This is a genomic window from Clostridium uliginosum (assembly GCF_900112485.1).
Taxonomy (GTDB): Bacteria; Bacillota; Clostridia; order Clostridiales; family Clostridiaceae; genus Clostridium; species Clostridium uliginosum.
This window is the reverse complement of record NZ_FOMG01000005.1, coordinates 1-19,542: the sequence shown is the minus strand read 5'-3', so window position 1 is coordinate 19,542 and position 19,542 is coordinate 1. Positions and strand designations below refer to the sequence as shown.

Below are 19,542 nucleotides of genomic sequence, written 5' to 3'. Positions count from 1 at the left end.
TGTACCGACAAAATATAATGTAAGATGCACTAACATATTAACTAGTTATTTTTTTGCAAAGATATTTAATATAAAGCAAGAATGTAATACTTATAAATGAAATTTAAAACTGCTATTATTTTATAGCAGTTTTTACCATGGATATCAACTGATTCTTTTATCTAATGGATCATATTAGTGATTTAAAACTAAAAAATACTTAGGAGGAAATTAATGAATAAAATTGAACTGTTAGCACCAGCGGGAAGTATTGAAAGCTTAATAGCTGCAATAAATAGAGGTGCAGATGCAATATATCTTGGAGGAAATAAGTTTTCAGCAAGAGCATATGCTTCAAATTTTGACAATGAAACCATGATGAAGGCATTAGACTATGCACATAGCTATGGAGTTAAAGTATATGTAACAATTAATACCTTATTAAAAGAAAGCGAATTAAAAGAAGCATTAAAATATGTTGGATATCTTTATGAAATAGGAGTAGATGCTTTAATAATTCAAGATGTGGGTTTAATAAGTTTAATTAAGAGTGTATATTCTGATTTTGAACTTCATGCATCAACACAAATGACAGTACATAATGGAGAAGGTGCATTATATTTTACCGAAAAGGGATTGCAAAGAATAGTATTGTCTAGAGAACTTTCTTTAGATGAGGTTAAATATATATCAAAAGATTTAGGTATAGAAACAGAGATATTTGTTCATGGAGCACTTTGCGTATGCTATTCAGGACAGTGTTTGATGAGTTCAATGATTGGTGGAAGAAGTGGGAATAGGGGAAGATGCGCTCAACCTTGTAGAATGCAATACACTTTAAAGGGAGAAAAGCTAGGAGAAAAGAAGGCTTATTTGTTAAGTCCTAAAGATATGTGTTTGATTGATGATGTTGAAGCAATTATAGATAGTGGAACTTCTTCTTTAAAAGTTGAAGGGAGAATGAAAAGACCGGAATATGTATCAGGGGTTGTAGATACTTACAGAAACGCAATTGATAAAGTATTATATAAAAAGAAATTTGATTTAAATAAAGGAAGACGTGAATTATTTCAACTCTTTAATAGAGAAGGATTTTCTAAGGCATATATTTATAAAAATATAGGAAAAGATATGATGAGTTATAATTTTCCTAAGAATACAGGGGTATTTATAGGGAAAGCTTTAGAAAAAGGTGAGATTATTTTAGAAGAAAGTGTTTCACTTGGAGATGGAATAAGATATGGTGAAGCGGGATTTATATTAAGTAAGATACTACTTAATGGGAAAGAAGTTAAGGAAGCTTTTAAAGGTGATAAGGTTAAGCTATTTCCATCTGGAGGATATAAGAAGGGAAATAGCTTATATAAAACATCAGACAAGAAGTTATATGATGATTTAAAAGAATACATAAAGCCTTATAAAAAGAAAATTACACTTAGAGGGGAATTAGAGTTTAAAATTAATTCTCCACTTATTCTTAAAACTAAATTTAATGGAAAAGAATATGAAGTTGCAGGAGATATGGTTGAAGTAGCAACTAATGCTCCATTAAGCGCTGATAGGATAGAAGAGTGTTTGAAGAAATCAGGAGAAATTCCATACAAGTTTGAAAAGATAGATTTTAATGTATTTGAAGATGGATTTATAAAGATATCATCATTAAATAATTTAAGAAGAGAGTTATTTGAAAAAATTCTAAAAGGAGAGGTATCTTCATTTAGAAGAAAGAGAATTCAAGGAACTAAGGAAAAGAAGAATATAAAATTTGGAGAAAACTTAGGATATGTTTATAGCTGTATTAATAAAAATCAGCTAAAAGCTTTACTAGAAGATGAATGTGTTAAGAACATAGCATTAGATATTTCTTATACAAAACATAAAGAATTTTTAACTAAGGATGACTTTAAAAATATAAAAGATAAAAATATTTATTTTATGGTGCCTAATATTATAAAAAAGGAATTTAAGAATATAGTTAAACAGATAGATGAAGTTATTCCTTATATAAAGGGATTAATAACTTCAAATGTAGGTATAATTAGACTTTATAGAGATAAATTATTTATAATAGGAGATTATAAGTTAAATATTTTTAATAACGAAGGTTTAGAGTTTTATTGTGAAGATATAGATATACCAACACTTAGTTTAGAATTGAATAGAAAAGAAATAAAAGAATTAATGAAAAATGTTAATTCTAATGTAGCTATTGGTATATATGGAAAAACTGAATTAATGGTTAGTGAATATTGTCCAATTGGAAGTATATTTGGAAATAAATCTAGCAAAAAAGAATGTAATGGTGCGTGTATAAAAGATAGTTTTACGCTAATAGATAGGAAGAATGAAGGATTTAAAGTATTAGGTGATAATAGTTGTAGAAGTCATATTTTAAATTCACTAGCTTTAAATTTAGTGGAACAAATTGATGAATTAAAGTCGTTTAATATTTCAACATTTAGAGTTGATTTTAAAGATGAAAGTTATGATGAAGTAAAGATTATTTTAGATGAGATTAAAAAAGGTGAAAAAAATAAAGATAGAAATTATACTAAGGGACATTATAGACGAGGTGTAGAATAGAGGAGATAATTAGCCAATGAATGAAAGATCTTTAAGAATTTTAGAATTCGATAAAATTAAAAAAAAGTTAAAGAAGTATGCGCATAGCAATTCTGCTAAGCAAAAGTTAGATGAATTAGAACCTTATGATAATATATATGAAATAAATAATAACTTAGAAGAATCTAATGAGGCTCTTGAAATGTTAATGAAAAAAGGAGCACCACCTTTAGAAGGACTTTTTGATGTAAAAGATCCTTTAGAAAGAGCTAAAAAAGGAGGAACCCTAACTCCAGATCAATTATTAAAAGTTGGTGGGATGCTTAGAGCAACTAGGAAGATGAAAGAGTTTTTCAAGAGGGAAGAACAAGAAGCATCTTATCTTAAGTTAGAAGACCTAGCATATATTTTAACTCCCATCAATGAATTAGAAAATGAAATAGATAGAGCTATTGTGTCAGAAGAGGAAATTAGCGATAAAGCAAGTCAAACATTACATAATATAAGAAGAAGTCTTAAGGAAAAAAATTCTTCAGTTAGAGATAAGATAAATTCAATAGTTAAGAGCAATGCAAAATATCTACAAGATTCTTTATACACAATGAGAGGCGATAGATATGTAATTCCTGTGAAATCAGAATATAAGAGTGCGGTACCAGGACTTGTGCATGATCAAAGTTCAACTGGAGCTACATTTTTTATAGAACCAATGAGTTTAGTTAATTTAAATAATGAAATTAAAGAGCTTATGTTAAAAGAAAAGGCTGAAATAGATAGAATTCTTACAGCACTATCTTTAAGAGTTAAGGATCATTCAGACCAATGTGAAAGTAACTTTAAAATACTTACTCAGTTTGATTTTATATTTGCAAAAGGAAAGTATGCAAGTTCATTAAATGCAATAAAACCAATAGTGCGAGAAGATGGTATTTTTAATATCATATTAGGAAGACATCCTTTGATTGAGGAAGATAAAGTTATACCTTCTGATATATATTTAGGCGAAGAGTTTAATACATTAATGATAACAGGCCCAAATACAGGAGGAAAGACTGTTACATTAAAGACAGTAGGACTTCTTCATATTATGGCATTAAGTGGACTTTTAATACCAGCTAGAGATAACTCTTCTGTATGCTTTTTTAAGGAAATTTTTGCAGATATAGGTGATGAGCAAAGTATTGAACAAAGCCTTTCAACGTTTTCATCACATTTAACTAATATTGTTAGGATTATGGAAAGTGATAACAAAGAATCTTTAGTTTTATTTGATGAATTAGGTGCTGGTACTGATCCGACTGAAGGAGCAGCACTTGCTATAGCTATTTTGGAGACTTTAAGCAATAGAGGAGCAAAGTTAATTGCAACAACTCACTATAGTGAACTTAAAGCTTATGCACTAAAAACAGATGGCGTTGAAAATGCTTCAGTAGAATTTGATATAAATACGTTAAGACCTACATATAGACTATTAATTGGAGTTCCAGGAAAGTCTAATGCTTTTGAAATTTCTAGAAGACTTGGTTTAGATGGAGATGTAATTAGCTCTGCTAAAGAGTATATGTCTAAGGAAAATTTACAGTTTGAGGATTTAATCAGAGATCTTCAAGAAAAGAGTATACTTGCTAAAAAAGATGCAAGAGATGCTAAGTTAATTAGAAGTGAAGCAGAAGAATTAAAGAGAAGTTATGAACAAAAGCTTCAAAGATTAGAGCAAACCAGGGATAAAGCTTATATGGATGCTAGAAGCGAAGCAAAAGAAATAGTTGCTAATGCAAAAGATGAAGCTGATGAAATCTTAAAGGCTATGAGAGAACTCGAGAAGCTTGGAATTTCAACTGGAGGAAGACAAAGATTAGAAGAAGAACGTAAAAAATTGAAAGATAGCTTAGAAGATAGAGAAAAGAAACTTAATAACATGAAAGAAAATGAAGGCGAGTTAATAGAAAAAATTACTTTAGGTATGGAAGCGTTCTTACCGTCTTTAAACCAAAATGTTATTATTATTTCTATGCCAGATAATAGAGGAGAAGTTCAAGTTGAAGCTGGTATCATGAAAGTCGCAGTAAAATTAAAAGATTTAAGAAAGACAAAACAAACTAAAGCTGCAAAAGTTAAAAAGAAAAGAGAACTAAAGCTTAATTTTAGTAAAGTTGAAGGTCGTATAGATTTAAGAGGATTGGATGCTGAAGAAGCTTGTTATAGAGTGGATAAATATTTAGATGATGCTTATATGTCAAATCTTGGAGAAGTTACAATAGTGCATGGAAAAGGAACTGGAGTACTTAGAAAAGCAATAAATGATATGTTAAAGAGACATATGCACGTAAAAACCTATAGATTAGGTGGTTATGGTGAAGGTGGAGATGGAGCAACAATAGTAGAACTTAAGTAAGGCATATGCCTTATTCGTTTTTTTAAGGAGTGGTTTGATATGTATATAATAAGTGCTTGTTTGTGTGGAGTAAATTGCAAGTATAATGGAGAAAATAATCTAAATGAAAATTGTGCAAAATTATTTAGAGAAGGCAAGGCAGTTTTAGTATGTCCAGAACAATTAGGGGGACTTTGTACTCCAAGAAGGCCAACAGAATTAAATGATTTATCAAGTGAGATATTAAATGGGAATGGAAAAGCTATGAATGACGAAGGCATTGATGTAACAGAGGGATTTTTAAAGGGAGCATATGAAACTTTAAAAATTGCAAAAGAAGTTAAGGCGACTAAAGCTATATTAAAAGAAAACAGCCCATCGTGTGGAGTTAATTTTGTCTATGATGGAAGCTTTAAAGGTGATAAAATTGAGGGTATGGGTATTACTGCATATCTTTTGACTAAAGAAGGAATAGATGTATTCTCAGAAGAAGATTTAGAACCTAATAGAGATAAGCTAGTATATCTTAATCAGTATGATAGAAATAAGGCAAATAAAAGAAGAAGTTTTAAATTGGAAGAAGATTATCAAGAATTAGAAACTTTAGATTTAACAGATAATTTGGGAGATTTTTCAGATTTACCACCTAAAGTTCAAGAGAATGTTAAAAAACTTATGATTTCACTAGCAGAAGATCTAATGGGATTTACAGATATTGATGAAATAGCTGAAGCTACTGGATTAAGTATTGAAGAAGTTAAGGAAGTTAAGGATAATGAAAAATAAGGCATTGTAAAATAAATAACTAGTCAAAGAAAACTGACTAGTTATTTATTTGGAGATGCCTAAAGTGATTTTTCGAGTTTAGGCACATGAAATAAAACAATAGTTTAAAAATGCACCGTATATTTTTAAATATGCCTTAGTTTTTATAAAAGTGTAGAGAGTATACTTTAAATATACATTAAGTAATTAAATTATTTAATGTTATTTTAGGTAAAATTAATTGTAAAAATTTTACTGAAAACTAAAAAGGTATTTTTAAATATACATAAATATTGTATAATGGTAGATATTGAGGAAAAATTGGGAGGCGTTCAAATGAACTATAAAGAAAAATATAACTCATGGATTAATTCAGAAAGCATTAATAAGGAAACAAAAAATGAATTAAAAGGTATATCTGATGAAAAGGAAATAGAAGATAGATTTTATAAAGATTTAGATTTTGGTACTGGTGGATTAAGAGGAGTAATAGGTGCTGGAAGCAATAGAATGAATGTATATACTGTTGCTAAAGCTACTCAAGGTTTTGCAAATTATTTAAATGAAAATTTTAAAAATCCTTCAGTTGCAATCGCATGTGATTCAAGAAATATGTCTAAGGAATTTGCTAAATCCGCAGCACTTACTTTATGTGCAAATAACATAAATGTATTTTTATATGAAAGCTTAAGACCAACACCAGTTTTGTCATTTGCTACAAGAGAATTAAAATGTAGCGGTGGTATTGTGGTAACAGCTTCACATAATCCAAAGCAATATAATGGATATAAAGTATATGATGAATTTGGTGGTCAGGTTACAGATGAAAAAGCAAATAAGATAATTGATTGTGTTAATTCAATTGAAGATTTTTCACAAATAAAAAGTATAGATGAAAAAGTTGCTTTAGAGAGTGGATTATTAAAATATATAGGTGAAGATATAGATAAAATTTATATTGAAAGAGTTAAAGGACTAGCTATAAGAAAAGAATTAGTGAATAAGAAAGCTGATACTTTAAAGGTTATATATACTCCAATTCATGGCGCAGGAAATGTTCCGGTAAGAAGAGTATTAAGTGAACTAGGATATGCTGGAGTTGAAGTTGTTAAGGAGCAAGAAGCTCCAAATGGTAATTTTCCAACTGCATCTTATCCAAATCCAGAAAATCCAGACGTATTTAAATTAGCTTTAGAAATGGCTAAAACTTCAAATCCAGATATTATATTTGGTACTGATCCGGATTGTGATAGAATAGGGGTAGTAGTTAAGGATTCCTCTAACAAATATAAAGTTTTAACTGGTAATCAAACAGGTATCTTGTTAACTCATTATATATTAAGTTCATTGAAAGAAACTAATAACTTACCTGAAAATGGAGTTGTAATAAAGACAATTGTAACGACTGAAGGTGCAAGAAGCATTGCTGAAGATTTTAATATAGAAATTATTGATGTTCTAACAGGATTTAAATATATAGGTGAAAAGATTAGAGAATTTGAAGACTCTGGAAGCAACACTTATTTATTTGGATTTGAAGAAAGCTATGGATACCTTGCTGGTGATTTTGTACGTGATAAAGATGCTGTAATAGCTTCAATGTTAATATGTGAAATGTGTTTATATTATAAAGAACAAGGAAAGAGCTTATATGATGCTTTAATAGAAATATATGAAAAGTATGGCTACTTCAATGAAACTCTTGTATCTTTAGAATTAAAAGGTAAAGAAGGTCAAGAACAAATTGCAGCTTGCATAGAAGCAATGAGAAATACTAATATAGATGAAATTGGTGGAGTAAAAATAGTTAAGAAATTTGATTATAAATTAAGTGTTGAGAAAAATGTGTTAGAAAAAACTCAAAATAAAATTAACTTACCTAAATCAAACGTATTAAAGTTTATACTTGAAGATGAATCATATTTTGTAGTAAGACCATCAGGTACAGAACCAAAGATGAAGATTTACTTAGCTGTAAAAGGCAGAAGCTTAGATAATGCAGAAGAAAAAGTTGAAGAATTTAAAGAAAAAGTGATGAAACTAATTAACAGTAAATTAAACTAGTCAAAGTTTTTATCAATGCTATCATCTTAATGGTGATAGCAATTTGTTTGTATATGTGAAAGCATGAAAATCTTAATATGATAGTTTTTTAAAATTTAATCTATCATTAATTATGGAATAAGGCTATAATTACTAGAAGTTAAGAAGTTAAGAAGTTAAGAAGTTAAGAAGTTAAGAAGTTAAGAAGTTAAGAAGTTAAGAAGTTAAGAAGTTAAGAAGTTAAGAAGTTAAGTTTAGGTGGTGCAATAATAACAATGAATTATAAAACAATGTATAAAGACAAATTAAGTAAAATTTTATTCCTAGAAATGGATAAAGAGGGATTTAAGAAAAATATTAAAGTTCCAGAATATGTAACTTTTCATAATAAAGATTTATATATGCCAATAAGCTCTGAATATATTGCTTCAAATGCGAATAATGAAATCAAAATACACAATTTACCGATTTATTATTTTATTGAAGGTATGTTTATTGTATTTGGTTGCGATGAAAAACTTAAGTATAATGAAGATTATGGAATTGTTTTAACATACATCCCAAATTCTGAAGAGTGTATTAAAAGTCTTATAGCAAATAGAGTAAAGGAAGATAAATTAGAGGATGCATATATATTATTAAAAGGATTGTACAGATATAATAGAGAAGAAGAGATATTAAAAAATTTATTATTAACTGGAGAATCAATAAGAGAAAAAAATTCGAGTTTTGATGAAATCTTATTAGAAGATATTGAAGAGTGTAAATCTAAGTTTAATAAAATGCCTGAACCATATCTTTATAATGCTTTAATACTAAGAGATAAGGGAGATTATATAAATGCTCAAGCTGAAATAAATGAATATTTAAATAAAGGTGGAAGCAAAACAGGTGAAATAGAGCAAATAATTAATGATATTAATAATATAAGTCAGTATGAAAAGGCTATTGAAATTTTAAATGAAGAGCCGGAAAAAGCGATTGAAATATTATTGCCATTAACTGAGCAATTTGAAAAAAATCCACTTCTTTATTATTATTTAGCTATTGGATATAGAAATTTAGAAAACTATGAAAAGGCAATATATTATTTAAATGAAAGTTTAACAATTGAGTCGGGTATACTTGAGGTAGTTAACGAGTTAGGAATAAATTATGCTTGTCTTGGAAATTATCAAGATGCAATAAAGTATTTTAAAAAGGCATTTGAAGCGTCAAAAGATGTTGAGATTTGCACTAATATTGTAATGTGTTATATGAATTTAGGTAATGATCAAGAAGCAAAAATTCATTTAGAAATTGCTAAAAAGTTAAAGCCAGAAGATGAAATTGTAAAAGAATTAGATAAGACTTTGTTAGGATAATATATAATAGATTAACATATTGATTAGTTAGTTTGATTGAAGATACCTTAGTATAGGAGAAATTATGTTTACAGAAATACTTGATTTTAAAGTTTTTAATAAAAACAAAGATGAATTAATAAAATATATAGGAAATTTTGAAAAAGTAAATATTATATCTGGAAATCCAGAAATTCTATTTAATGGATTAAATGATTCCTTGCTTAAAAAGAGTTTTAATAGTGAACACTCTATTATAATACCAGATGGAGTTGGAACCGTTCTTGCCTCTAAAATATTAAAGAAACCTGTTGAGCAAAAGATTGCAGGGATAGATGTTATGAAAGATCTCTTAAAAAAAGCGAATTCAGAAAAAAAGTCTATTTATCTTTTGGGTGCAAAGGAAGAGGTTGTACAAAAATGTTCACAAAACATTAAACTCGAATTTCCAAACTTAAATCTAGTTGGAATACATAATGGATTTTTTGATTTAGAAAATTGTAAAGATATAATTGATGATATAAAATGTAAAAAACCATGGGCTATTTTTGTAGCAATGGGATGTCCTAGACAGGAATATTTTATTGAAAACAATATAAATATTTTGCCATGCAAGATATTTATGGGAGTTGGAGGTAGTTTTGATATTTTTGCAGGAATATCTAAAAGAGCACCTAAATGGATGATAAGTTTAGGGCTAGAATGGCTATATAGAGTTGTTAAGGAGCCTTGGAGGATTACTAGGCTTGCTTCAATACCTAAATTCTTAATAACAGTATTAAAACATAGAAATAAAAATAGGTGATAAAATGAAGTCAAACAGTTTAGTAAAATCAACCTTTATAATAATGATAGTATCTTGCATAAGTAGAGTTATAGGATTTGTTAGAGATATGCTTATTGGCAAAAGCTTTGGAGCTGGTATTTATACTGATGCATATAATGTAGCAGTAACTATTCCAGAAACAATATTTATGCTTGTAGGACTTGCAATATCAACTTCGTTTCTTCCAATACTTAGTAAAATAAGAGCTAAAAAGAATGAAGAAGATATGTATGCCTTTGCAAATAATGTAATTAATATACTATTTATTATTTCATTAGTATTTTTTATAGTAACTAGCATCTTTTCAAAAGAAATAGTAGCAACTTTAGGAAAAGGATTCGATACAGAAACTACTATATTAGCAGTTAGATTAACAAGAATTACGTTGATAAATCTTTTATTCTTGTCTATTAATGCATGTTTTACTTCATTATTACAGGTAAATGAAGATTTTATTATACCTTCAATTCTAGGATTGTTTTTTAATCTTCCTATGATTTTATATTTACTATTTTTTAAAAATTACGATATTATTGGATTAACTATAGCAAATGTAATAGGAAATTTTTTTAGGGTAGCAGTTCAAGTACCATCACTAGTATCTCATGGATATAGATATAGATTTTTTGTTGATTTTAAGGATGAAGGATTAAAAGCTATTTTAATATTAATAATTCCTGTTATTATTGCATCAGGAGCAAATTCTTTAAATATGGTAGTAGATACAATGATAGCAACATCATTAGAAGTAGGATCAGTTTCTGCCCTTAATTACGCTGTAAAATTAATATTTTTTATTAACAGTATAATTACAACTTCTATTGCAAGTGTTGCATATCCTATTATGGCAAATACTCGGAATAATGGAAATCATAAAGAATTTATAAGTGTATTAAAACAATCTATCATATATTTAGCACTTCTTTTAATACCAATTACAATTGGACTTATAATTTTTAAAAGAAATGTTGTTAGTATTATATATGAAAGAGGAGAATTTAAAGAATATGCAGTAAATTTAACAACATTAGCTTTATTAGGATATTCAGTTGGAATATTTTTTACTGGAATGAGGGATATCCTAAATTCTACTTTATTTTCTATGGGAAAAACTAAAATTACAACTTTAAATGGAATTATAGGTGTAATAATAAACATATTATTAAGTATTACATTATCAAAATATATAGGCTTAGTTGGAGTAGCACTAGCTTCATCTATAGCTATGATAATAACTTCATTATTATTATTTAGAAGCATTGTGAAACTAGAAAAGAATTTTAAATTTAAAGATATAATCAAAAAGATAAGCATAATAACATTAAATTCAATTTTAATGGGAATAGCAATCATTGCTTTTATTAGTTTTATAAATGAAAGCATGCCTAAGATAGTAGTTTTATTTTTAGGGACTATACTTGGAATTATAGTATATGTTACATTGTGTTATTGGTTTAAGATTAAAGAAATTATAGAAGTTAAAAATTTAGTGTTAAGAAAGATTAAAAAATAGGAGGGAATATGAAAATATTATTTATTGCGTGTTATTCTCCATTAATAAATAACTCAGCAGCAATTGAAACTTTACAGTATTTAAATAAGCTGAGTGAAATTAATGGGAATGAAGTACATCTTTTAACAGTTAATTTCCCTAAAAACTCAATATATTATGATGAATATTTATTTTCTATGATGGACACTAAAATTAAATGTCACATAATTGATGGTGGACCTATTTTTAAGAAATTAATGCCCAAAAAATCTTCTCAAAATAATGTTAATGTGAGTATTGGAAAAAATAAAAAAATTTTAAGAAAAGTAAAAAATTCAATAGTAATACCAGATATGTATTATGGATGGGCAAAAAGAGCATCAAAATATGGAATTAATTTAATGCAAAGTGAAAAGTTTGATGTTATATTTTCTATGCATGAACCACCATCTTCTCATCTATGTGCTTATTACATAAAAAAGAAGTTTAAAAATATACCTTGGATTACATATTGGAGTGATCCATGGCTTAAAGATTCAACAAGGCAAAAATCATTTATATTAAAGAAGATAATAGAAAAGAGAATGGAACAAAATGTAGTTAATTTAGCAGATAAATTCATTTTTGTAACAGAAGAAAACAAAAATGATTATATAAAAGGATATAATTTTTCAAAGAAGAAATCTAAATATACATATATATTAAATAGAGGATTTGATAAAGGTTTATATCAAAGATTATCATTAGAAGAAGTTCCAAAGCTTATAAAAAATGATAAACTGAATATGGTTTATACAGGAGAAATATTTTCTAAACTTAGAGATATAAATCCATTTATTAAGGCACTTGAAGAAATTAAAAATGAAAACATAGATAGCTATAATATGCTTAATATTTTGTTTTTTGGAAATATAGATGATGTTGAAGGTAAGAAAAGATTAGAACAATTAGAAGTATCAAGTGTTTCATCAAGAATACCTTTTGATGAAGCTTTAAAGTATATGCTTAATTCTGAAGTTTTACTGTTATTTGGTAATAAAAATTCTAAACAAATACCAGCTAAGATATATGATTATTTTGGAACAAATGGTAAAGTATTTGTAATATATGGTGATGATAAAGATCCAATTAGAGATTTAGTAGAAAATCATGATAAATGTATTACTAGTAATAATTCATCATATGAAATAAAAGATAAGATTTATAGATTGATAGAGAATTACAAAAATAAAGAAATAAAAGTAGTTCCTGATTATAAGTATGAGTGGAACAGTATAGTCAAGAAGTTAAACAATATATTGGAGGAGAAGTGATCTTTTATGCACATAATGGTAATACCTTCTTGGTATTCATCACCTAAGAATAAGGTTCATGGAAGCTTTTTTAAAGAACAGTTTAAAGCACTTCAAAATAGTGGAGAAAAGATTACTGTTGCTTATAATGAAATTTGGCCAATTACCTTATTTGGGAAAATTAATGAAAAGAGAAAGATTAATTTTAATGTAGAAGATGGACTTAGGACATACAGATACAAAGATTACAATTACTTACCTAAGAATCCGCTTATGTTTAAGAGCTTTAATAGAAGGATGGATAAATTATATAAAGATATTGTTAAGAATGAAGGAAAAGTAGACTTAATACATGCGCATTCAGCTTTATGGGGTGGTATTGCAGCTTCATACATTAGTAAAAAGTACAATATTCCACTAGTAATAACAGAACATTCTTCATTAAAATATGCGAAGTATTTAAAAGAAAGTTATAAAAAGTATATTTATAAAGCTTATGAAAGTGCAGATTCTTTAATTGCAGTTGGAAATGGACTCAAAAAAGAGCTTCAAGGATATGTAAATAAGCCAATAGATGTAATTTATAATATGGTTGATTTATCAATGTTTAATATTGATAATAAAACAGAAGAATATAAAGAAAAACAGCATTTTAATTTTTTTTCTTGTGCTTTTCTTGAAGAAGGAAAAGGTATGGAGCTTTTGATTAAAGCATTTAAAGAAGCATTTAAAAATCAAGATGTAACCCTTAGAATAGGTGGAGATGGTTCTATTAAATCGTCATTAGAGGAACTTATTAAAGAATTAGGCATTAATGATCAAATAACTATTTTAGGAGCGTTATCGAGGACTCAGACTGCAAATGAAATGAAAAATTGTGATGCATTTGCTCTTCCTTCAGAACATGAAACATTTGGAGTAGTGTATATTGAAGCTTTAGCATGTGGCAAACCAGTAATAGGAGCTAAAAATGGTGGAGCTGAAGATATTATAACAGAAGATAATGGATTAATTATTCAAAAAAATAATATGATAGAATTAATTAATGCATTAATATACATTAAAGAAAATTATAATAGCTATAATAAATATGATATAAGAGATAAGACTGCTTTTAACTACTGTGAGGAAGTGCTAGTTAAGAAGCTAAAAGGGGTGTACAAAGAAGTATATGAAAGAAATATTTAAAAATATATATAATTTTATAAACAATAGATTATATTTTAGATTACTATATTTATTTGTTAGTATAAGTTTTGTAACTATTCTTTCAAATATACCAGGAATAAAGATAGGAATAAAGACATTAAATAGTATAGCATTAGTATGGGGTATGTTACTAATATTATTTATGATATTTAATGAATATAAAACAAGAAAAATTTATAAATTTGATATTCCTTTAGCAGGGTTTATTATTATTACATTAATATTTAATTTAACTGTTTATAGAAATATAGATAATATTAAAGTTTGGATATTCAATTTAATTTTATTAACATCTATATTTACAATTGATGTATTCAAAAATAAAAAAACAAATATTAAGGAAATTAACATAATAACATATTTTTATACTATATTTATGTTTCCATTATCAATAATATCTTTATATATGCGTTTTTCAGGTAAGACTATAGAAATAGGTGAAATAATATTTGGTTCAACAAATGGGCTTTTTATAAATGAAAATGCATTAGCAATAGCAGCATCATTAGCTATTGCTATGAGTGTATATCTTAATTTAAGAGCTAAAAGTGGTAAAGTTAAAATGCTTTTAGTGTTAAACATAGTAATTCAGACAATAACTATGATTGAAGCTAAAGGTAGAAGTTCATATTTAATTATAATTGCGATAATATTCTTATTTTTATTTGTGTATTATAAAAATAAGTATTTTAGATTTGCCTTAATATTAATACCAATTATTGCAGGAAGCATATGTTTTACTTTTAATGAAGATAGGCTTCATAAATTTACATCAGGAAGAAATATATTATGGACATCAGGTAGTATGGTAATACAACAGCATCCTTTAACTGGAGTTGGAAGTAGTGATTTAATAGAAGCCGTAACAGATGTAAAAGAAGTTGAGTACTTACCAGGAATTGAAGGCGGTGGACTACACAATATTTATGTTCAAATTGCAACTACTAATGGAGTAATTGCTTTAGGATTAATTATTACTTTTTTACTAAGCATTATGGTATTTATAATAAAGCAGTTGGATAAGCTAAAGAGAAAAGAAAAAATTCAAATGACAACTATAACTTCTATGCTTGTTGGAATTATAGCTGTAAATTTATTTGAAAGTAATTTAGTTTATATAGTAAGTTTTATATCTATTATATTTTGGACATATTTAGGCTATTTGATATCAATTTTAGATAATAAAAATATAAGCTAAGTAAGCAAAGTAAGGAGGAAATTTAAATGGAGTTTTATAAAGAAACAATTGTGGGGTTTTTAGAAAATGTGTCATCAGATTTACCATCACCGGGTGGTGGAAGCGTAGCAGGATTAATAGCAGCATTATCGGGGGCATTAAATTCAATGGTGTATTCATTAACCATTGGAAAGAAGAGCTATGAATCATTAAATGAAGATGATAAATCTATGATAAAAGAGTTTCAAGAGGAATCAAAAAAATTTACTACTAGAAGTTTAGAACTTATGGAAGAAGATCGAAATGGGTTCTTGGCTTTAATGGACTCATATAAATTACCTAAAGAGACAGAAGAAGATAAAGAAAAAAGAAACTTAGCAATAAAAGAAAATACAAAAAAAGCTATGTTACCACCTTTAACATTGGCAAGAGAATCAATATCTTTTTATAAAAACCTAAATGTAATGAGTAAGTATGGAAATAAGATGCTTCTTTCAGATTTAGGAATGTCAGCTATATTACTTCATTGTGCTATAGAGAGTTCCATAATGAATGTAAAAGTTAATTTAAATTGTTTAAGAGAAGATAAAGAATTTTTTAATCAAATAAAAGATGAATTAAATACTATATTAAATAATTCTTTAATGAAAAAGGATCTAATAAATAAAAAAGTAAATGCTTGTATTTTTCCTGAAGTTTAAATAATTAGGCATATTTAATTTATGATAAGCTATTGTGTAATGATAAATGTTTAGCTTAGGCACACTCTATTTTTGAAATATGAATTAAGGGAAGTCACTTTTGACTTCCCTTAAAAATTAATCAAATGGAAATTCATCTAAAGATTTAAACTCATATCCTTGTGATTGAAGGTTTTTAATAACAGGTTCTAATATTTTAGTATTAGTAGATGAAACTGCATGAAGAAGCATTATACATCCAGGATGAGCTCCATTGGTTATTTTTTCCACAGCATAACTTTCAGCCGGTTGATTTTTAACTAGCCAATCTTTATATGCAAAGCTCCAAAATATAGATTTATAACCTAAGTCTTTAGTCATACTTAAAGATTCTTTTGAGTATTTTCCCATAGGTGGTCTAAAATATTTTGGCATATCTTTTCCTATAAGATTTTTATACGCTTCTTCCACTTGTGTAAATTCAGAATTAAATTTTTCTTTATCATGTATTTGCGCCATTGATGGATGGTGAGAACTATGATTACATACTAAATGTCCTTCATCCACCATTCTTTTTATTAAATCTGGTTCTTTATCAATATAAGGTTTAACAACAAAGAATGCTGCAGGCACTTTAAGTTCTTTTAATATATCTAATATTTTACCTGTGTTACCATTTTCATATCCTTCATCAAAAGTAAGGTATATTATTTTTTTTGATGCATCACCTAAAAAATATGCATCATTTTCTTTGAGAAAAGATAGAGATTCTTTTGGACCTTCTGCAATGTTTCCCTTACCTTTACCAACAAAATACCAATTAAGTTCTCCATCGTTAGAAAATAATGAAAATATATCTTTTATCTTTACATTTTCAAATTCTTCAATATCCTCTTCTTTAAATTCTTTAAATTCTTTGAATTTTGCATTAGCAGGAATAGAAATAAAATTTATTACTAATGCAATTAACAGAAAAGTTAAAATCCACTTTTTATAGAAAATTTTCATTTAGCACACCTTCAATCATTAATTTTATATAAATTAGTATTAGTATTTTATTTAGTATTAGTCATGGTAATTTCTTTCTTTAATATGCCTTAGTTGAAAAAAAAGGCATTCTAGAGTATAATTTTTAAAGGTGTATTATAAATGTTAGAAAGGACTGTACATAAATGAAGTTAGGAATTGTAGGTTTACCGAATGTAGGTAAAAGCACATTGTTTAATGCAATAACAAAAGCTGGAGCAGAATCAGCTAATTATCCATTCTGTACAATTGAACCAAATGTGGGTGTAGTTAGTGTACCAGATAAGAGATTAGATGTTTTAGAAAAGATGTATAATACAAAGAAAAAAATATATACAGCTATCGAGTTTTATGATATAGCAGGATTAGTTAAGGGAGCTTCAAAAGGTGAAGGTTTAGGAAATAAATTTTTATCTCATATTAGAGAAGTTTCATCAATCGTTCATGTTGTTAGATGTTTTGATGATGGAAATGTTGTTCACGTAGAAGGTTCTGTTAATCCTATAAGAGATATAGAAACTATAAATTTAGAATTAATATTTTCTGATTTAGAAGTTTTAGAGAGAAGACTTGAAAAATCAGTAAAGCTTGCAAGATCAGGAGATAAGACAGCTAAAATAGAATATGCATTAATGGAAAAAGTTAAAGAACATTTAGAGAATAATCTTCCAGTTAGAACTTTAGAAGTAACAGAAGATGAGGATGCATTTATAAAAAGTTTATTCTTAATTACTTCAAAGCCAGTATTATATGCATGTAATGTATCAGAAGATGATGTTATGAGTGGAGATCCACATAATGCATATGTGAAAAAGGTTGAAGAGTATGCAAAACAAGAAAATTCAGGTGTTATGGTTGTTTCTGCTAAGATTGAAGAAGAACTATCTGGATTAGATGATGAAGAAAAAGCAGAAATGCTTACAGAGTATGGTTTAAATGAATCAGGTCTAGATACTTTAATTGAAGCTTCATATAAATTACTAGGACTTATGAGTTTCTTAACAGCAGGAGTTCAAGAAGTAAGAGCTTGGACTATTAAAGAAGGAACAAAGGCTCCAGCAGCTGCAGGTAAAATCCATTCAGATATTGAAAGAGGATTTATAAGAGCAGAAGTTGTTGGATATGAAGATTTAGTTGAATGTGGTTCAGAAGCAGCAGCTAAAGAAAAAGGAAAGTTCAGACTTGAAGGAAAAGAATACATAATGAAAGATGGAGATGTAGTTAATTTTAGATTTAACGTATAGGAATTATTATATTTTAAATTTATTAATTTAATGCTGTTTTAATATAGTGTTGATATTGTTACATTTTTGTGAAGTGTGCATTAGAATTTGACTTTTAGAACTCTTAATGAGTATTGTCACATTAGTTGCTTGTCCAAAATTTGCTTTTGGAACAAGCTGGAATGGGACTATACTCATTTAGATGTTCTTAAGTCCAATTCTTTAGCACACTGAACAATATGTAACAATATCAACACTGTTTTAAAAAATAGTCATTAATTTAAATATGTCTTAATTAGATTTATTAAATCACGCAAGAAATTGCGTGATTTTTTTATTTAATGTGCCTAAACTTTTATTACGTAAGGATATAATCTGAAAATAATTAATATAAATACTTTAAGAGTTTTATTAAGGAGTTTTATTAATGAAGACAAAAAGTTCATTACGTAATTTAATTTTTTGGATAATATTATCAATCTTGTTTAATGTATTTGTATTTTATACAAGAGGGGAAAGTGCAGCAGTTGAATATTTTGGTGGATATATAATAGAGATGTCTTTAAGCTTAGATAATTTATTTCTATTTTTAATGATATTTTCAAGTTTTGGAATACGCCCTGAATATCAAGAAAGAGTATTACTATATGGAGTTCTTGGCGCCATGATATTACGTTTAATATTTATATTATTAGGTGTAACAATAGTAAGTAAATTTCATTGGATACTTTATGTATTTGGTGTGATATTATTGGTTAGCGGTTTTAAAATGCTATTTTCTAGACATCATAATATACAATTTCATGATAATTTTGCTGTTAAGATACTAAGAAAAATAATACCAGTAACTAATACTATTCATAATAATAATTTCTTCATTAGACAAAATAAAGTTATTTATGCTACGCCACTATTTGTTGCACTATTAGTAATAGAGTTTTCAGATGTTATTTTTGCATTAGATTCGATACCAGCTATTTTTTCAATTACAACTGATACCTTTATAATTTATACATCTAACATATTTGCAATACTTGGGCTAAGGAGTATGTATTATATATTAGCAAAAATGAATAATATGTTTAAGTTTATGAAGTATGGAGTAGCCTTCATATTAATGTTTACAGGAATAAAGCTTGTAATTATACATTTTGGTATAGAAATATCAGCTTTAATATCTGTATTGATTATAATGATTATTTTACTTAGTAGTATATTATTATCTTTGATATTTGATGGGAGTAAAAATGAAAAGGGTATGAGATATTTAAAATAGCAATAGTAAACAGAAATATGATAAAAGTAAATAAAAGGTATTTGCTATAAGAAGTGACTAGAAATTTTAAAGTTAACAAAAATGTAAGGCACATTGAAAAAAATAAGGGTCTGTCTCATAATACAAATCATTTAATGATATGATGTATATTCAAAAAAGAAATAGAAATAACATTTGTGGAAGAAGCATTGAAAAATAAGCTTAGAGTTTCTTCATTTGAAGTTGTTCCATAAATGATTGTCCTAATGCATATTAGGAGCAATCTTTTATGGGTA

The 19,542-nt window shown here is 27.2% G+C and carries 14 protein-coding genes; 13 read left to right on the top strand and 1 reads right to left on the bottom strand.

The annotated features are described in order from the left end of the window. Positions 1-213: 213 nt before the first annotated feature. The 11 genes from BM027_RS04850 (at position 214) to BM027_RS04800 (ending at position 15,763) form a co-directional block, all read left to right on the top strand. Positions 214-2,562, top strand: a complete 2,349-nt coding sequence (locus tag BM027_RS04850; protein ID WP_090089323.1) for a U32 family peptidase — start codon at positions 214-216, stop codon at positions 2,560-2,562. A 16-nt stretch (positions 2,563-2,578) separates the two neighbouring features. Further along, positions 2,579-4,936: an endonuclease MutS2 gene (locus BM027_RS04845; RefSeq protein WP_090089320.1), complete on the top strand. Its 2,358-nt coding sequence runs from the start codon at positions 2,579-2,581 to the stop codon at positions 4,934-4,936. A gap of 39 nt (positions 4,937-4,975) precedes the next feature. Beyond that, complete coding sequence (locus tag BM027_RS04840) at positions 4,976-5,701, top strand: 2-thiouracil desulfurase family protein (RefSeq protein ID WP_090089317.1); 726 nt, start codon at positions 4,976-4,978, stop codon at positions 5,699-5,701. Positions 5,702-6,016: 315 nt separating this feature from the next. Next, positions 6,017-7,744, top strand: a complete 1,728-nt coding sequence (locus BM027_RS04835) for a phospho-sugar mutase (protein WP_090089315.1) — start codon at positions 6,017-6,019, stop codon at positions 7,742-7,744. A gap of 254 nt (positions 7,745-7,998) precedes the next feature. Beyond that, complete coding sequence (locus BM027_RS04830) at positions 7,999-9,087, top strand: tetratricopeptide repeat protein (RefSeq protein WP_090089312.1); 1,089 nt, start codon at positions 7,999-8,001, stop codon at positions 9,085-9,087. A 64-nt stretch (positions 9,088-9,151) separates the two neighbouring features. After that, positions 9,152-9,871, top strand: coding sequence for a WecB/TagA/CpsF family glycosyltransferase (locus tag BM027_RS04825; protein WP_090089310.1), 720 nt, complete (start codon positions 9,152-9,154; stop codon positions 9,869-9,871). A gap of 4 nt (positions 9,872-9,875) precedes the next feature. Further along, positions 9,876-11,405, top strand: coding sequence for a murein biosynthesis integral membrane protein MurJ (gene murJ, locus BM027_RS04820; protein WP_090089307.1), 1,530 nt, complete (start codon positions 9,876-9,878; stop codon positions 11,403-11,405). A gap of 8 nt (positions 11,406-11,413) precedes the next feature. Further along, on the top strand, positions 11,414-12,697 hold the full coding sequence (locus tag BM027_RS04815) for a glycosyltransferase family protein (RefSeq protein WP_090089304.1): 1,284 nt from the start codon (positions 11,414-11,416) through the stop codon (positions 12,695-12,697). Positions 12,698-12,703: 6 nt separating this feature from the next. Next, complete coding sequence (locus BM027_RS04810) at positions 12,704-13,864, top strand: glycosyltransferase (protein ID WP_090089302.1); 1,161 nt, start codon at positions 12,704-12,706, stop codon at positions 13,862-13,864. Next, positions 13,848-15,083, top strand: a complete 1,236-nt coding sequence (locus tag BM027_RS04805; protein WP_090089300.1) for an O-antigen ligase family protein — start codon at positions 13,848-13,850, stop codon at positions 15,081-15,083. Before BM027_RS04810 ends, BM027_RS04805 begins: the two co-directional genes overlap by 17 nt. A 26-nt stretch (positions 15,084-15,109) precedes the next feature. Then, positions 15,110-15,763: a cyclodeaminase/cyclohydrolase family protein gene (locus BM027_RS04800; protein WP_090089297.1), complete on the top strand. Its 654-nt coding sequence runs from the start codon at positions 15,110-15,112 to the stop codon at positions 15,761-15,763. A 117-nt stretch (positions 15,764-15,880) separates the two neighbouring features. Here BM027_RS04800 and pdaA read toward each other — a convergent pair whose 3' ends face one another. Beyond that, the gene (gene pdaA / locus BM027_RS04795) at positions 15,881-16,750 is read right to left on the bottom strand and encodes a delta-lactam-biosynthetic de-N-acetylase (protein WP_090089295.1); all 870 of its coding nucleotides are present in this window, start codon (positions 16,748-16,750) and stop codon (positions 15,881-15,883) included. Between the two features lie 164 nt (positions 16,751-16,914). Here pdaA and ychF point away from each other — a divergent pair, with 164 nt between their 5' ends. Both ychF and BM027_RS04785 read left to right on the top strand, forming a co-directional pair. Next, positions 16,915-18,012, top strand: a complete 1,098-nt coding sequence (gene ychF / locus BM027_RS04790) for a redox-regulated ATPase YchF (protein WP_090089292.1) — start codon at positions 16,915-16,917, stop codon at positions 18,010-18,012. A gap of 406 nt (positions 18,013-18,418) precedes the next feature. Then, complete coding sequence (locus tag BM027_RS04785) at positions 18,419-19,267, top strand: TerC/Alx family metal homeostasis membrane protein (RefSeq protein ID WP_090089290.1); 849 nt, start codon at positions 18,419-18,421, stop codon at positions 19,265-19,267. Positions 19,268-19,542: the final 275 nt, after the last annotated feature.

Coding starts and splice junctions, on each gene's coding strand:
- BM027_RS04825 (WP_090089310.1), top strand. CDS start 9,152: ATGTTTACAGAAATACTTGATTTTAAAGTTTTTAATAAAAACAAAGAT.
- BM027_RS04800 (WP_090089297.1), top strand. CDS start 15,110: ATGGAGTTTTATAAAGAAACAATTGTGGGGTTTTTAGAAAATGTGTCA.
- BM027_RS04805 (WP_090089300.1), top strand. CDS start 13,848: ATGAAAGAAATATTTAAAAATATATATAATTTTATAAACAATAGATTA.
- BM027_RS04845 (WP_090089320.1), top strand. CDS start 2,579: ATGAATGAAAGATCTTTAAGAATTTTAGAATTCGATAAAATTAAAAAA.
- ychF (WP_090089292.1), top strand. CDS start 16,915: ATGAAGTTAGGAATTGTAGGTTTACCGAATGTAGGTAAAAGCACATTG.
- BM027_RS04830 (WP_090089312.1), top strand. CDS start 7,999: ATGAATTATAAAACAATGTATAAAGACAAATTAAGTAAAATTTTATTC.
- BM027_RS04850 (WP_090089323.1), top strand. CDS start 214: ATGAATAAAATTGAACTGTTAGCACCAGCGGGAAGTATTGAAAGCTTA.
- murJ (WP_090089307.1), top strand. CDS start 9,876: ATGAAGTCAAACAGTTTAGTAAAATCAACCTTTATAATAATGATAGTA.
- BM027_RS04810 (WP_090089302.1), top strand. CDS start 12,704: ATGCACATAATGGTAATACCTTCTTGGTATTCATCACCTAAGAATAAG.
- BM027_RS04835 (WP_090089315.1), top strand. CDS start 6,017: ATGAACTATAAAGAAAAATATAACTCATGGATTAATTCAGAAAGCATT.
- BM027_RS04785 (WP_090089290.1), top strand. CDS start 18,419: ATGAAGACAAAAAGTTCATTACGTAATTTAATTTTTTGGATAATATTA.
- pdaA (WP_090089295.1), bottom strand. CDS start 16,750: ATGAAAATTTTCTATAAAAAGTGGATTTTAACTTTTCTGTTAATTGCA.
- BM027_RS04840 (WP_090089317.1), top strand. CDS start 4,976: ATGTATATAATAAGTGCTTGTTTGTGTGGAGTAAATTGCAAGTATAAT.
- BM027_RS04815 (WP_090089304.1), top strand. CDS start 11,414: ATGAAAATATTATTTATTGCGTGTTATTCTCCATTAATAAATAACTCA.